We start from the raw sequence: 14,700 nt of genomic DNA, 5'->3' as shown, positions 1-14,700 counted from the left end.
GCTGCCGCGGGCCCCGCGGCGGCGCAGGCCGAAGGCGACGTTTTCAAGGACGGTCATGTGGGGAAACAGGGCATAGGACTGGAACACCAGCCCGATGTCGCGCCGGGCCACCGGCGTGCCGGTGATGTCCTCGCCTGCAACGCGGATGCGGCCGCCGCTGGGTTCCAGCAGGCCCGCGATCATCCGCAGGATCGTGGTCTTGCCGCAGCCGGAAGGGCCCAGCAGGGACACCAGCTCGCCCTCCTCAATGGCAAGCGAGACGCCGTCCACGACATCCACCTGCCCGTAGCTTTTCCTCAGCTGCTCCAGCTCTAGCCTAGCCATGGCGCATTCCTGTGCGAGTGTTGGGGCGGTGCGGCCCGGTTCAACCGGCCGCACTGCAAATAGGATGGGAAAGGCGGCGTCAGCGGGCGACTTCGCGCTGCCAGCGGTCGATCCAGCCCGGCAATTGCGCCGAGGTCACCGCCGGGTCCAGAAACCACAGGGATTCCAGCGTCGCACCGTTCGGCACAATGGCGGCGGCCTTTTCGGACAGCTCGGCCTTGAGGTTGATCGGCCCTGCATATTTGGTTTCGGCAAAGCATTCCTGCACCTCTTTCGACAGCACCGTGTCGACAAAGGCGGCCGCGAGTTCCTTCCGGCTGCTGCCTTCGGGGATGAGCAGGGCAGGGCGGATGCCGACGGCGCCTTCCTCAGGGTAAGCGATGGCGATTGGCAGGCCCTCGTCCGCGGCAGAGCCGGCCCGGTCGGGATACCAGGGCGCCATCGCCACGTCGCCGCGTGCAAACAGCGCCAGCAGCTGGTCGGCCTGGGTGTATTGCACGACCGCCTCCTGGGCGAGGGGACGGATGGCGTTAATGCCCGGGGTCACATCCTCGAGCGAACCGCCCTCCATCCGGTTGACGGCCAGCAGAAACTGCCAGCCCGCGGTGCCGGTGACATCGCCGATCGCCACCTGGCCCTTGTAGGCATCGTCGAACAGATCGCGCCAGCTGGATGGCGGTGTTTCTACCATCTCGGGGTTGTAGGCAATTGCGGTGGCGCCGGTCATGAACACCACAAAGGCATCGTCCGGACCAAAGGCGCGCGGGTCCAGTTCTGCTGCACTGTCCAGTGCGGCGCGGTCCAGCGGGTGCAGCAGGTTTTCGGCCTTGAGCTGCATTGCCGCAGAATCGTCGATGTAAACAACGTCGTAATCCGAGCTGCCGCCCATCGCGCGCACCGAAGCGGCGTGCTGGACCGAATTCCCGAGCACGGTTTCGACGGTAGCGCCGGTTGCCTGCTCGAACACCGGAATATGACAGGACTTGACCGCATCAAGGAAAGAGCCGCCAAAGGTGGCAATGGTCAGTTTTTCCTGAGCCGCCAGAGGCGAGGCAAGCGTGAAGGCGCTTGCAGCCAAAGCTGCAATACCGGGCAGAACGCGCCCTTTGCCGCGAAGTGTCATGGTGGTCTCCCTGTCTCTGTTGTCTGCTCTTCACGATGGGCGCACTGGTGTGTTTCTGTCAAGAAAGTTTTTTAAAAACCTTTCTAGAAAGCTTTTATTTCACGCTTGTCAGGAGCAATCAGAACAGGGAACATGCGGATAAGACAGAAAGGATTCCGATGCAGAAGCTGCGCCAGAAACGTTTTACCACTGGTCCGACACCGGAAGACCGTGTGCGCAACGGGTTGGATATGTGGCGCCGGGAGGTGCCGGATCTTGATATCTCCGGCAAGGAAATCTGCGCCCGGCTGGTTGCGCTGAACAGTGCGCTTATGCAGCGTTTGAACGCTGCCCTCGCGCCCTACGGCCTCAAATACCCGGAGTACGGGGTTTTGGCGACGCTTCGGGCATCTGGTGCGCCTTACAAGATGAGTCCCAAACAGCTGCTGGAGACAATGTTTTTCACCTCAGGCGGCATGTCAAACATGCTGAACAGGCTCGACCGCAAGGGGCTTATCTCGCGCAGCGGTGACGCAAACGACCGCCGGGTGACGCTGGTGGCCCTGACGGCAGAAGGCATTGCCCTTGCGGATGAAACCATGGAGTTGCAAGCAAGGCTTGAGGCAGATTTCTGCCACGGATTTCAAGCGGCTGAGCAGGAGGACCTGGCCGCCGGGCTATCTGCTCTGCTGGATGGGCAGGAGTAAGTGTCCTGATGAAAGATCGTCAGGGGCAATTGTATGGGCCCGGCCGCTTTCGAGCGGCAAATCTTCCTACGTCTATAGGAGAAGGAGACATGCCAAGGAAATCGTGCGTATCGGGCCGGATCTGGCAAGGAATCTATTCCAGATTCACGGAGTAGACAGTGAAGAGCGGGTTGTTCCGGACGAGATACTTCAGACCGGACGGGACAAGCGCACCGCAACACGCTCGTGCTGGTCAAGGTATTGAAGCGACTTGGTTTTATCCCTTAACGGACCGTGACGGGCAGCGGATACCCTGTTGCAGGGTCCTGAGGCAGGAACGCTGCCCTTTCGGAAGGCCCTCTGGTTACGGTGCCGTGCCCCGCGGGCGTCAGACGTGCAGCGCGTGCCCCAGTGCGCGCAGGCAGGCCTCCTGAAGCCCTTCCGACTGAGTAGGATGGGCGTGGATGGTCGCGGCGATGTCCTCGAGGCAGGCCCCCATTTCGATTGCCAGTGAAAAGGCTGCCGACAGTTCAGAAACACCGGCACCAACTGCCTGAATTCCCAGCACCGCGTGATCGGCGTCGCGCCAGACAACACGGATGAAGCCGTCCTCGCGCTCGGTTGTCATCGCCCGGCCATTGGCGGCAAAGGGAAACTCGGTGGCCTTGCTGCCCTCAACCTCGCCCGGCAGGGCGCCGCAGGTGACAATTTCGGGATCGGTGAAACATACGGCGGGAATGGCGCGTTTGTCCCATTCGACAGCATGACCCGCGACATGCTCGGCCACCATCTCGCCCTGCGCCATGGCCCGGTGGGCCAGCATCGGCTCGCCGGTGACATCGCCGATCGCGTAGATGCCGCGCATCGAGGTCTGGCAGGTCTTGTCGATGCGGATGAATGGGCCGTTCAGGGTCAGTGCCAGCTCATCAACGCCGATGCCTTCGGTGCGCGGGCGGCGGCCGACGGTGACAAGGGCTTTCTTCGCCTGGATCTCGCCGTGGCTAGTGGTCAGAATGCCATCGGCATAGCCTTTGGCCTTGGCACCGGTGAGAACCTGTACGCCCAGCGTTTCCAGCTGCTTGGCGACGGGCCGGGTCAGGGCCTGATCGTACAGCGGCAGGATGCGGTCCTCGGCTTCGACCACGGTGACCTTGGCGCCGAGCTTGGCAAAGGCGGTGCCCAGCTCCAGCCCGATATAGCCTGCGCCGACCACGGCGAGGCTCTCGGGCACCGCCTGCAGCGCCAGCGCCTCGGTTGACGACAGGATGCTGCCGCCGAAGGGCAGCGAGGGTAGTGCCACCGGCCCTGAGCCAGAGGCGATCACGATGCGCTCGGCGCGGATCTGGGTGGTTTCCCCGCCGCGCTTGACTACCACGGTTTTGCCATCGAGGAATCGCGCGCGGCCCTCGAACAGGCGTACGCCCGCCTTGCGCATCAGCCCGTTCACGCCGCCGGTCAGCCGCTGCACAATGCCGTCCTTCCAGGCCATGGTGCGGCTGAGGTCGATTTCGGGCTTGCCTGCGGAGATGCCGAGCGGCCCCTCGGCTGCGTGGGTCATCTTAAAAAACTCGTCGGCGGCATGGATCAGCGCCTTGGAGGGGATGCAGCCCACGTTGAGGCAGGTGCCGCCGGGCTTGGCTTCGTCCACCACGATGGTGTCCATCCCCAGCTGCCCGGCGCGGATGGCGCAGACATAGCCGCCGGGGCCCGCGCCGATGATAAGCAGTTTGCACTTCAGATCAGTCATTCAGCCCTCGACAAACAGCATGGCCGGATTTTCCAGCAGGGATTTCAGTTTCTGCACAAAAACCGCCGCGTCCCAGCCGTCGATCACCCGGTGATCGAAGGAGCAGGAGATGTTCATCATCTGGCGCGGCCGGAATTGCTGGCCGTCCCAGACCGGGCGGATCTGCATCTTGTTGACGCCGACAATTGCCACCTCGGGGTGGTTGATGATCGGCGTGGTGGCAATTGCACCGAGCGGCCCCAGCGAGGTGATGGTGATGGTGCCGCCGGTCAGTTCTTCGCGCTTAATCGAGCCGTCGCGGGCGGCCTCGGCCAGGCGGGCAAGCTCGCCCGCGTTGTCCCACAGGCTGTTGGCCTCCGCGTGATGCAGCACCGGCACGTTGAGCCCCTGCGGTGTCTGCGTCGCAACCCCGATATGGACGCCGCCGTAACGTTGGATCACGCCTTCTTCGTCATCGTAGCGCGCATTCAGGCCGGGCTGTTCGCGCACCGCCTCGACGATGGCGCGCATCAGAAAGGGCAGCAAGGTCAGCTTGGGGCGGCTGCCCTCGTGCTTCTTGTTGAGCGCCGCGCGCAGATCCTCCAGCGCGCCCATCTCCACCTCCTCGACGATGGTGATATGCGGAATCTGCCGTTTCGACAGCGCCATCTTATCGGCGATCTTGCGGCGCATACCGATGACGCGCTGTTCCTCGACGCCGGTGTTGCGGCCGCGGGTGACGCTGCCTTGGCGGATGCCACCGGATTCGATCCAGTTGTCGAGATCCTCGTGGCTGATACGCCCGCCCGGCCCGGTGCCGGGCACATGGCGAAGGTCGAGGCCTTCGGAGCGCGCCCGGGCCCGCACCGAGGGTGCGGCAAGGGGCTTGCTGCCTTCGGGCCGCGGCAGGCGGTGGCCGGCCTTCTTTGCCACCGGAACAGGGGCCGGCGCGGGTGGCGGTTCCGGCGTGTCCTCCGCCTGCGTGTCCGCCTCCGGTTTTGCGTCCGGCACGGGCTGCGGCGCCGGGGCGCTGGGTTTGGCCGCGTCAGAGGCCGATCCGGGCGCCTCGTTGCCCTCGCCCTCGACCTCGATCCGGATCAGCACCGAACCGATCGCCATCATCTGGCCGATCTTGCCGCCCAGTTCCAGCACCTTGCCGGACACCGCGGAGGGCACCTCGACCGCGGCCTTGTCGGTCATCACCGCCGCCAGGGTATCATCCTCGCGCACGATGTCGCCGGGTTTGACGTGCCACTCGGTCAGCTCCGCCTCGGCAATGCCTTCCCCCACATCGGGAAGGCGCATGGCAAACACACCCATCCGGTCAGCCCTCCATCACTTTTTTCAATGCCTCGCCAACACGGGCGGGGCCGGGGAAATACTCCCATTCCTGCGCATGCGGATAGGGCGTGTCCCAGCCGGTGACCCGGATCATCGGCGCTTCCAGGTGGTAGAAACAGCTCTCCTGCACCAGGCTCATCAGCTCTGCCCCGAACCCGGAGGTGCGCGTCGCCTCATGCACGATTACGCAGCGGCCAGTCTTCTCCACCGAGGCCGTGACCGTGTCGAGATCAAGCGGCAGCAGGGTGCGCAGGTCAATCACTTCGGCGTCGACACCGCTGGCTTCCGCTGCGGCCTCGGCCACATAAACCATCGTGCCGTAGGCCAGAACCGTGACATCGGCGCCGTTGCGGGTGATGCTGGCCTTGCCCAGCGGCACGATCCCGGCGCCCTCGGGCACTTCACCCTTGGGGTGGTTCTTCCAGCTGGTGACCGGGCGGTCGTGGTAGCCGTCAAAGGGCCCGTTATACAGCCGTTTCGGTTCCAGGAAGATCACCGGATCGGGATCCTCGATGGCGGCCAGCAGCAGCCCCTTGGCGTCGCGCGGGTTGGAGGGCACCACCACCTTCAAACCAGAGACATGGGTAAACAGCGCCTCCGGGCTCTGGCTGTGGGTCTGGCCGCCGAAGATGCCGCCGCCGGTGGGCATGCGGATCACCAGCGGGCAGGTGAAATCGGCGTTGGAGCGGTGCCGCAGCCGCGCCGCTTCGGAGACGATCTGGTCAAAGGCGGGGTAGACGTAATCGGCGAACTGCATCTCGATCACCGGTTTCAGCCCGTAGGCGGCCATGCCGATGGCGGTGCCGACAATGCCGGATTCGTTGATCGGCGCGTCAAAGCAGCGCGATTTGCCGTATTTCTGCTGCAGGCCGGCGGTGCAGCGGAACACGCCGCCGAAGAAACCAACATCCTCGCCGAAGACAACGACGCGGTCATCTGCCGCCATTGCAACATCATGGGCCTCGCGGATGGCCTCGATCATGGTCATGCTGGCCATCTCAGTACCCCGCTTCCTGCCGCTGCCGGATCAGATGCGGCGGCATCGTCTCATAGACGCCTTCGAACATGTCGCGCGGGCTGGGCGCGTTGCCATCGCCGAGCGTTCCGACCGCTTCGGCCTGCTTCTGGGTGCGCACGACCTCGTCCAGAATTTCCGCCTCGGCCTGCGTGTGGCGCTCTTGGCTCCACTCGCCGATGGTGATGAGGTGGGTTTTCAGGCGCTCGATCGGGTCGCCCAGCGGCCAGGCCGCGGCTTCGCGCCGGGAGCGGTAGGCGGCGGGATCGTCGCTGGTGGAATGGCCGCCGGCGCGGTAGGTGACATGTTCGATCAGCGTTGGCCCGTGGCCGCGGCGCGCCCGCTCGCAGGCCCATTTCGCCACCGCATGCACAGCGAGGTAGTCATTGCCGTCGACCCGGATCGACGCGATGCCGAAGCCATGGCCGCGGGCCGCAAATGTGCCGACACCGCCGCGGGCGATGCCCTGGAACGTGGAGATGGCCCACTGGTTGTTGACGATGTTCAGCACCACAGGCGCGTCGTAGGTCGAGGCAAATACCATGGCGGAGTGAAAATCGCTCTCGGCGGTGGAGCCGTCGCCGATCCAGCCGCTGGCGATCTTGGTGTCGCCCGAGATCGCCGAGGCCATTGCCCAGCCGACCGACTGAACGAACTGGGTGCCGAGGTTGCCGGAAATAGAGAAGAACCCGTGCTCCTTGGATGAATACATGATCGGCAGCTGGCGGCCGTGCAACGGGTCGTCGGCGTTGGAGTAGATCTGATTCATCATGGTCAGCATCGGATAGCCGCCCGCGATCAGCAGCCCGGCCTGCCGGTAGGTCGGGAAATTCATGTCGCCCGGTTTCAGCGCTTTGGAAAAGGCGCAGGCCACCGCCTCCTCCCCGAGGTGCTGCATGTAAAAGCTGGTCTTGCCCTGGCGCTGCGCATTCAGCATGCGGGCGTCGAAAGTGCGCAGGGTCAGCATGTGGCGCAAGCCTTCGCGCAGTTCGTCCGGGTTCAGCGCGCCGGCCCAGTCGCCGACCGCCTCGCCGTTTTTGGCAAGGACGCGGACGATGGAAAAGGCCATGTCGCGGATCGCGTCGGGATCCACATCGACCGGAGGGCGCTTGACCGCCCCGGCGCGGGGGATTTCAAAATCCGAGAAATCAGGCGTGACGCCCGGGCGGCAGCCGGGTTCCGGCACCTTCAGCGATAGCGGCGGGAAGTCATCACTCATGCGGTACCTCTCGTTTCCGGGCAGGACCGGGCATCGCGACTGAAAACGAATGCGGCGCGGTACCGGTCTCCCCAGCTTAGCAAAGCCCATTGGCTGAAAATCCTCAACTTGAGGAAGGATGCCATAAATTTGAGATGAAAATCGCCCATAATGACGAATGTTTGGCGGCTTTCAGGCAGAACAATGCCCTTTATGTGACATCCCCTTCCCGACTGCATCCAAAGACATTCCGCAGTTCACGCTCGGACGGTAAGCGGTCCCCGCTTGCAAGCGCAAGTGCGTCGAGGGTTGCCCGCAAGTCAGCCAGCACAGCTTTGACACTTGTTTCCATTATTCTGCTCCGCTTCAGACCAATTTGCAGACCAATCTATTAACAGGCAGAAGGGATGGCACCGGAAAAGGAGGACAGACCAATGGACATGCAGAACACAGCCTTTAAGGCATCTGCGCCAATTCTGAGTGACCAAGAATTCGAGGCGCAGGCCTTACGCGATCTCGCAGCGGCCAGAAAAGCGGAGTGTGAGCGTGAAAAGGCAAGCGTCGTCCGTTTCCAATACCCTGACAATCGCACCGATTTCAGCGGTTGCGCGAGGTGGTAACTGCGCCAGCGCCGTGCCGATGCCTGCAAAGAAAAGACACCTGCCATGCTGAGCAAAGCGTCTGTATGGCATTGGGCCATAACCAAATACCTTTAAATGCGAAAGATTGGTCTTCCCACTATGACACTCTTTGAAATTCTCCTGCTTGTTGGCGCGGGCATTGCCGCAGGTTTTCTCAATGCCGTAGCCGGGGGCGGAACCTTCCTGAGTCTGCCTGCACTGATTTACGTCGGCGTGCCCCCGGTCAGCGCCAATGCCACGGCGACGCTGGCCGCCTTGCCAGGATATATCAGCAGTGCATGGGGTTTTCGGCACCACATGCAGCGCGAGGGCGCCTTGTCGCTTTGGGGCATTGCCGGTGTCGGGATTGCCGGCTCTGTTTTGGGTGCGCTTCTTCTCATCATCACCCCCGGCGATACGTTCCTGTGGGTCGTGCCTTGGCTATTGCTGCTTGCGACAGGCATGTTCGCCTTCGGACCTGCATTGCTGCGTGCAATTCAGAAACGTGGCGCGGGCAGCGCCGGGGTTGGGGTATCCGTCGCAGCTATTCTGGCGGTTTCGTTCTACGGCGGCTATTTCAATGGGGGGCTCGGTATCATGCTGCTCGCGACATTTGGATTCATCGGTTACGGCAACCTGCATGGGATGAATGGCCTTAAGAGCGTGTTGTCAGCCGTGGTCGCGCTGGTGTCTGCCATCACCTTCATCGCTGCTGGATTGATCGCGTGGAAACCTGCGTTCGTTATTGCCATCAGTGCAACCCTTGGCGGATATCTTGGCGCAATCATGAGCCGCCGCATCGTCAGAACCGATCTCCTGCGACACTTCGTGACGGCCATCGGCCTTATAATGGCGGCAGTGTTCTTTCTGCGTTGAATTGAATAACGTGGATCTTGGGACGGCTGCCATGAATGTCAGAAAAGTCTAAGGATTTGCGATGCGGGCCGCGGTGCCTCAGTGGCGTTCGAGTGTAACCCGGCCCGCGTTGGGAAACCTGACAGGGAGGACGCCGCGGGGGGCGGGCGGTGTCTACACGATTCAACAATTCATGAAGGTCCTGATGATCCGCAGGTTCTTTCGCTGCTTCAGGTGTATCAGCGTCTCCGACATCGACAAATCAGAACCGTCCAGAGCGATCTTGACCAGCCTTGGGTCGCTGCCAAATTCAGCGTCAGAAACAAAACCAATTCCGAGCCCCGACGCAACAATCTCAAGCATCGCCTCGCGCCCTTCAGCGACCACCGCCGGCACAAGGGTAACACTGTTTCGCAGGGCTTCCTTTTCAAGCTTCTGACGGGTTTTCGAGCCTTTTTCGCGCAGGATCAGCGGGTATTTCTTCAGATCGGCGAGGCGGATCTGATCAATGCGGCGGTTCAGAAACGCCTTGGCCGCCACAGCCACTATAGCTGAGTTGCCCAGGCTTTCGGCATACATGTCGGAGCCGGGATCCTGACTGCCCACGACTCCGATTTCGGCGTCGTAGTTTCTCAGGCTTTCCAGCACATCCTCGCTGTTTCCGGTCAGTACCGAGATAGAGACCTCGGGATATCTGCTGCGAAACCGGACCAGACGGTCGGAGAGGTGAAAGGCGCTGTCGACCATGATCCTCAAGTGACCCTTAAGCGCGGCACGGCGCTCTGACAGCAGGTCATCTATGCGTTCCTCAACCTCGAAGAGCTGTTTTGTCGTCAACAACAGCTGTTCTGCCAGCGGCGTCAGGGTGATCTGCTTGCGCTCTCGGTTGAACAATAGAACGTCGTGATCGCTCTCGAGCTTGCGTACCTGTTCAGATACCGCAGGCTGGGTGAGCGCCAGGCGTTCGGCCGCGCGGGAAAAGCCGCCGGTCACTGCGACATAATGGAACGCCCTGATCTGACTATAATTCACTCGCTGTCCTCTCCATTCCTGTGCAGCCTGCAACATATAGGCTCAGCCTATCGTATTATTGATAATAACAATTTTTCAAATACATTTGCCGAGCATAGACCTTGTGAAAACATCGTCAGATCAAGGAAGCTTTCATGGGTACCGACACGGCGAAGATGAATTCACCCAAATTTGGCGCGCCCTATTTGCTTACGCCGGGGCCTTTGACAACGTCATATGAGGTCAAGGAAGCCATGCTGCGCGACTGGGGCAGCTGGGACGACGATTTCCGGGCGATGACCCGCAAGATGCGTACCCGGTTGCTGGCGCTGTTGGGCGCGGAGCGGGCGGAGTACGACTGCGTGCCGATCCAGGGTTCCGGGTCCTACTGCGTCGAGGCGATGCTGGGTTCTTTCGTTCCGAAAGATGGCAAGGTGCTAGTGTTGGCGAACGGTGCCTATGGTCTGCGGGCCGCCCGGACTATGGAGTACCTCGGCCGCGGCTTTCTTTTGATTGACAAGGGCGATTACCTGCCGCCGCGCGGCGATGAGGTCACCGCGATCCTGGAGCAGGATCAGGACATCACCCATGTCCTGATTATCCACTGTGAAACAAGCTCCGGCATTCTGAACCCGGTTGAAGAGCTGGCCGAGGCCGCGCATGCCGCAGGGCGCAAGGTTCTGGTCGACAGCATGTCTGCCTTTGGTGCGGTGCCACTGGATGCGTCGCGCGTCAAATACACGGCCATGGTCAGTTCGGCCAACAAATGCATCGAGGGCGTTCCAGGTTTTGGCTTCGTGATTGCCCGCAAGGACGAGATCGAGGCCGCCAAAGGCAACAGTCATTCGCTCTCTCTGGACGTGCATGCGCAATGGGCAACGATGGAGAAGACCGGCCAATGGCGGTTCACCCCGCCCACCCATGTGGTCGCGGCCTTTCTCAAGGCGCTTGACGCCCATCACGAAGAAGGCGGCGTCGCCGGACGTGGCGCGCGCTATACGCGCAACCGCGACGTGCTGGTCGAAGGAATGCGCGGGATCGGGTTCGAGACCCTGCTGGCAGACCGCTGGCTGAGTCCGGTCATCGTGACCTTCTTTTGCCCGGCAGATCCGAAGTTTGAATTCTCGCGCTTTTACGAGAGCATGAAGGACAAGGGCTTCATCATCTATCCCGGAAAGCTGACCGTCGTGGACAGTTTTCGGGTCGGCTGTATCGGCCAGATGGATGAGGATGTGATGCGTCAGGTTGTAACGGCCGCAAACCAGACTCTTGATGAAATGGGCGTAGCAACAGCAGCCCCGCCGCAGGCCGCGCTCGACGAACGCAAGAAACTCGCAGCATAGCACTCACAAGGATATCAGAATGATCATCACTTCTCCGGTCGAGGCGAACGACCGCAGCTATTCGACGCCCAGCACCTGTGCGATTGCAATCTGTCTTGATGGCTGTGAGCCAGAGTACTTGGACAAGGCAATCGCCGATGGGTTTATGCCGGCGCTCAAGCGGATGAAGGAACAAGGCACGGACCGGCTTGCGCATTCGGTCATCCCATCCTTCACCAACCCCAACAACCTCTCGATTGCCACCGGGCGTCCGCCGATTGTGCACGGGATTTGCGGCAACTATCTCTTTGAACCGGACACCGGTGAAGAAGTGATGATGAATGACGTGCGCTTTTTGCGCGCGCCGACAATCTTTGCCAAGTTCTACGAAGCCGGCGCCCGGGTGGCCGTCGTCACCGCCAAGGATAAGTTGCGGGCATTGCTGGGCGCAGGTCTGTCTTTCGAAGACGACCGTGCCAAATGCTTCTCGGCTGAGAAATCCGGCAGCTCGACACGCGCCGAGCACGGACAGGACCAAGCCAGCAAATGGCTGGGCATGGCACAGCCTGAGGTGTATTCGGCAGGGCTCTCGGAGTTTGTCTTTGCCGCCGGCGTGAAACTGCTCGAAGAGTGGAAACCCGATGTGATGTACCTGACCACCACGGATTACGTGCAACATAAATACGCCCCCGATCAGGCCGAAGCCAAGGCCTTCTACGAGATGTTCGACAACTACCTCGGTCAGCTCGACGCGCTGGGTGCGGCCATTGTCGTGACGGCCGATCACGGCATGAAGCCCAAGCATGACGCCAATGGCGCCCCTCAGGTGATTTACGTCCAGGACCTGCTGGACGAATGGCTAGGCGAAGCGGCCGCGCGTGTCATCCTGCCGATCACCGACCCTTATGTGGTGCACCACGGCGCGCTGGGTGGTTTCGGCACTGCCTATCTGCCAGAGGGTGCCGACGTGCCGGACATCATCGCCAAACTCGTGGCACAGCCCGAAATTCTGGAGGTGATGACCCGCAGCGAGGCTGTCGGCCGTTTCGAGCTGCCAGCCGACCGGATCGGTGACATCGTGATGATCTCGACCGAGAACATGACCATTGGCACCTCCAAGCACCGTCATGATCTGGCAGCCCTGAACGAGCCTCTGCGCAGCCACGGCGGCCTGACCGAACAGGAGGTGCCGTTTATTTGCAACCGGGTTCTGGATCTGCCCTCGGCGCCGGTCCTGCGCAACTTCGACGCCTTCTTCTTTGCAACAAAGGCGGCCGCTCTCGAAGAGGCAACGGCATGAACACGAGGATGAAAACGGAGATCCGTAGCGAAGGCATGCGCATCGGCGGCGAGGTTGTCTTTACCGATGATGTGGTCGAGGTGCTTTATCCTTATACCAATGAGGTGATAGGCACCGTGCCCGCCGGGACCGCCGGACATGCCCGCAAGGCGTTCGAGATCGCGGCCAATTACAAACCCAAGCTGAGCCGTTACGAGCGCAGTCAGATCCTGCAGAGGGCAGGGGAATTGATTGGCGAAAGGCGCGAAGATCTGGCGAAATGGCTGACGCTGGAGCTGGGCATCTGCCACCAGCACGCGATCTATGAAACCAAGCGGGCGCAGGATGTCTACCAATTCGCCGCGGCCGAGGCGTTGAAGGACGATGGCGAGATCTTTTCCTGCGATCTGACGCACAACGGTAAAGCCCGCAAGATCTTCACCAAACGCGAGCCGGTCCGCACGATCTCGGCGATCACGCCGTTCAACCACCCGCTGAACATGGTCAGCCACAAGATCGCGCCGTCGATCGCTACCAACAACTGCATGGTCTGCAAGCCGGCGGAGCTGACGCCGCTGACCTGCATCGCGCTGGCGGACATCCTGTACGAGGCGGGTCTGCCGCCAGAGATGTTCCAGGTGGTGACCGGCATGCCGCAGGACATCGGCGATGAGATGATCACCAATGACAACATCGACATCATCACCTTTACCGGTGGGGTGCCGGTGGGCAAGATCATCGCTGCCAAGGCAGGCTACAAGCGGCAGGCGCTCGAGCTGGGCGGGAATGACCCGCTGATCATCTGCAATGATCTGTCTGACGCCGACCTCGAAAAAGCCGCGACCATTGCCGTGGCCGGGGCCACCGGCAATTCCGGCCAACGCTGCACCGCTATCAAGCGCATCTTGGTACAGGAGAGCGTGGCCGAGAAATTCGTGCCGCTGGTGCTGGAGAAAGCCAAGAAGATCAAGTTTGGCGATCCGCGCGACCCGGAAACTGAACTAGGCTGCGTGATCCATTCGAAGGCGGCAGAGCTGTTCGAGAACAGGGTGCTGCAGGCGGAAAAGGATGGCGCGAAAATCCTCTATCATCCGGAACGCCGCGGCGCTCTCCTGCCGCCGATTGTCGTGGACCATGTGCCCCATCACAGCGAACTGGTGATGGAAGAGACCTTTGGCCCGATCATCCCGATCGTTCGGGTGCCGGACGTTGACGAAGAGGTCATGGCAATCTCGAACTCGACCGAGTTTGGCCTGTCCTCTGGGGTTTGCACCAACGACCTGAATCGTGCGATTGCCTATATCAACGGTCTTGATGTCGGCACCTGCAACATCTGGGAACAGCCGGGTTTCCGGATCGAGATGTCGCCTTTCGGTGGCATCAAGGACAGCGGAAACGGGGTCAAGGAGGGTGTCATCGAAGCGAAGAAATTCTTCACCAACGTCAAGACCTACTCGCTGCCCTGGCCCGAATAGCGTGCGGATCGAATTGACAAGCCGGGCCCCCGCGGTCTCGGCCTTCCCTGCCGCCAGCACGGCGGCCTGCGCCGATTATCGATCGGCAACATGCAGCATCGGCCACCTTCCGGCGTTCTTCCAAACTCAGGTGAGGGTAGCAGCGCCCCATTCATCATTCTTCCTGCAAGCTTCTGTATTCGTACAGAATTTGCACTTCGTTTGTGAATCCACCCCGGCTACATCTGATGTTGCAACCATCCAGAAATGTCACCGGCTGCGCAAAGCGGGAATGTCACCAAGAGGCGTGACGGGAGCAAGGCTTTGCAGCCCGGAGACCTCATATATCGGAGGGCTGAAAAGCCTTGCGAGGCTCAAGGTCATAGACCGAGCTGTCGCCGCTCTTTCTTATTGTAGAATGCTTTGATGCCTTCTTCGCGCAGGATCTCTTCGAAGGCGCGCCAGGCGAGGCCATCGCCGAAAAAGGGCGGGTTATCGGAAACCGTCAACGTGCCGAACTGGTTCTCCACGGACAGGATCCAGCCGGGATCGATGCTGGTCCGGTAGATCTCAACATCGAAATGATGCCCGTCGATGACGACGGATTGCGTGTAGTCGGAGAAGATGATCTCTGGGTCGTCGTCGGCAGTCATGCCTTCATTCTTGGGCCTGTTCAGCCGCGTGCACAATCTTCTTCTTGGCCCGCGACCCTGACGGCCGGCCTGGTCTCCGGCCATTCGGCTTGTAACCCATCTTCTCTGAGTTCG

15 protein-coding genes are annotated in these 14,700 nt (G+C 61.3%); 6 read left to right on the top strand and 9 right to left on the bottom strand.

Annotated elements, in window-relative coordinates; genetic code table 11:
* Both VOI29_RS14725 and VOI29_RS14720 read right to left on the bottom strand, forming a co-directional pair.
* Positions 1–324, bottom strand: a 324-nt coding sequence (locus tag VOI29_RS14725; RefSeq protein WP_323780071.1) for an ABC transporter ATP-binding protein, incomplete at its 3' end; no start/stop codon positions are given.
* A 79-nt stretch (positions 325–403) separates the two neighbouring features.
* A complete protein-coding gene (locus tag VOI29_RS14720; RefSeq protein ID WP_323780068.1) occupies positions 404–1,447 on the bottom strand; it encodes an ABC transporter substrate-binding protein in 1,044 nt (347 codons plus the stop codon).
* On the opposite strand from VOI29_RS14720, the gene VOI29_RS14715 reads away from it, so the two are divergent.
* Positions 1,393–2,133, top strand: a complete 741-nt coding sequence (locus tag VOI29_RS14715; RefSeq protein ID WP_323780065.1) for a MarR family transcriptional regulator — start codon at positions 1,393–1,395, stop codon at positions 2,131–2,133. The two genes, VOI29_RS14720 and VOI29_RS14715, sit on opposite strands and share 55 nt — an antisense overlap.
* A 367-nt stretch (positions 2,134–2,500) precedes the next feature.
* Here VOI29_RS14715 and lpdA read toward each other — a convergent pair whose 3' ends face one another.
* The 5 genes from lpdA to VOI29_RS24660 all read right to left on the bottom strand — a co-directional run bounded on the left by lpdA (position 2,501) and on the right by VOI29_RS24660 (position 7,744).
* Positions 2,501–3,859, bottom strand: coding sequence for a dihydrolipoyl dehydrogenase (lpdA, locus tag VOI29_RS14710; protein ID WP_323780062.1), 1,359 nt, complete (start codon positions 3,857–3,859; stop codon positions 2,501–2,503).
* Positions 3,860–5,158: a dihydrolipoamide acetyltransferase family protein gene (locus VOI29_RS14705; protein ID WP_323780059.1), complete on the bottom strand. Its 1,299-nt coding sequence runs from the start codon at positions 5,156–5,158 to the stop codon at positions 3,860–3,862.
* Positions 5,159–5,162: 4 nt separating this feature from the next.
* Positions 5,163–6,176 carry an alpha-ketoacid dehydrogenase subunit beta gene (locus VOI29_RS14700; protein ID WP_323780058.1) on the bottom strand — a complete coding sequence of 338 codons (1,014 nt, stop codon included), beginning with the start codon at positions 6,174–6,176 and terminating at the stop codon, positions 5,163–5,165.
* Between the two features lies 1 nt (position 6,177).
* A complete protein-coding gene (locus tag VOI29_RS14695) occupies positions 6,178–7,413 on the bottom strand; it encodes a 3-methyl-2-oxobutanoate dehydrogenase (2-methylpropanoyl-transferring) subunit alpha (RefSeq protein WP_323780055.1) in 1,236 nt (411 codons plus the stop codon).
* Positions 7,414–7,603: 190 nt separating this feature from the next.
* The gene (locus VOI29_RS24660) at positions 7,604–7,744 is read right to left on the bottom strand and encodes a GntR family transcriptional regulator (RefSeq protein ID WP_416361533.1); all 141 of its coding nucleotides are present in this window, start codon (positions 7,742–7,744) and stop codon (positions 7,604–7,606) included.
* 82 nt (positions 7,745–7,826) lie between these two features.
* Between VOI29_RS24660 and VOI29_RS14690 the strand changes: the two genes are divergently transcribed.
* Positions 7,827–8,012: a hypothetical protein gene (locus VOI29_RS14690; protein ID WP_323780052.1), complete on the top strand. Its 186-nt coding sequence runs from the start codon at positions 7,827–7,829 to the stop codon at positions 8,010–8,012.
* Positions 8,013–8,132: 120 nt separating this feature from the next.
* Positions 8,133–8,888, top strand: a complete 756-nt coding sequence (locus VOI29_RS14685; protein ID WP_323780049.1) for a sulfite exporter TauE/SafE family protein — start codon at positions 8,133–8,135, stop codon at positions 8,886–8,888.
* 162 nt (positions 8,889–9,050) lie between these two features.
* Here VOI29_RS14685 and VOI29_RS14680 read toward each other — a convergent pair whose 3' ends face one another.
* Positions 9,051–9,899 carry a LysR substrate-binding domain-containing protein gene (locus tag VOI29_RS14680; RefSeq protein ID WP_323780046.1) on the bottom strand — a complete coding sequence of 283 codons (849 nt, stop codon included), beginning with the start codon at positions 9,897–9,899 and terminating at the stop codon, positions 9,051–9,053.
* A 134-nt stretch (positions 9,900–10,033) separates the two neighbouring features.
* On the opposite strand from VOI29_RS14680, the gene VOI29_RS14675 reads away from it, so the two are divergent.
* The 3 genes from VOI29_RS14675 to phnY are packed head-to-tail and all read left to right on the top strand — an operon-like array spanning position 10,034 to position 13,954.
* Positions 10,034–11,221, top strand: a complete 1,188-nt coding sequence (locus tag VOI29_RS14675; RefSeq protein ID WP_323780043.1) for a 2-aminoethylphosphonate--pyruvate transaminase — start codon at positions 10,034–10,036, stop codon at positions 11,219–11,221.
* 19 nt (positions 11,222–11,240) lie between these two features.
* Positions 11,241–12,500, top strand: a complete 1,260-nt coding sequence (gene phnA, locus VOI29_RS14670) for a phosphonoacetate hydrolase (protein ID WP_323780040.1) — start codon at positions 11,241–11,243, stop codon at positions 12,498–12,500.
* Positions 12,497–13,954 carry a phosphonoacetaldehyde dehydrogenase gene (gene phnY, locus VOI29_RS14665; RefSeq protein ID WP_323780037.1) on the top strand — a complete coding sequence of 486 codons (1,458 nt, stop codon included), beginning with the start codon at positions 12,497–12,499 and terminating at the stop codon, positions 13,952–13,954. The genes phnA and phnY overlap by 4 nt, the downstream gene beginning before the upstream one ends.
* Positions 13,955–14,313: 359 nt before the next feature.
* Here the strand turns inward: phnY and VOI29_RS14660 are convergent, their stop codons facing one another.
* Positions 14,314–14,586, bottom strand: coding sequence for a hypothetical protein (locus VOI29_RS14660; RefSeq protein ID WP_323780034.1), 273 nt, complete (start codon positions 14,584–14,586; stop codon positions 14,314–14,316).
* Between the last annotated feature and the right edge of the window lie 114 nt (positions 14,587–14,700).

The organism is Leisingera sp. (assembly GCF_034669605.1).
Lineage (GTDB): Bacteria > Pseudomonadota > Alphaproteobacteria > Rhodobacterales > Rhodobacteraceae > Leisingera.
The sequence above is the reverse complement of the archived record's forward strand: the minus strand, read 5'-3'. Positions and strand labels throughout refer to the sequence as shown.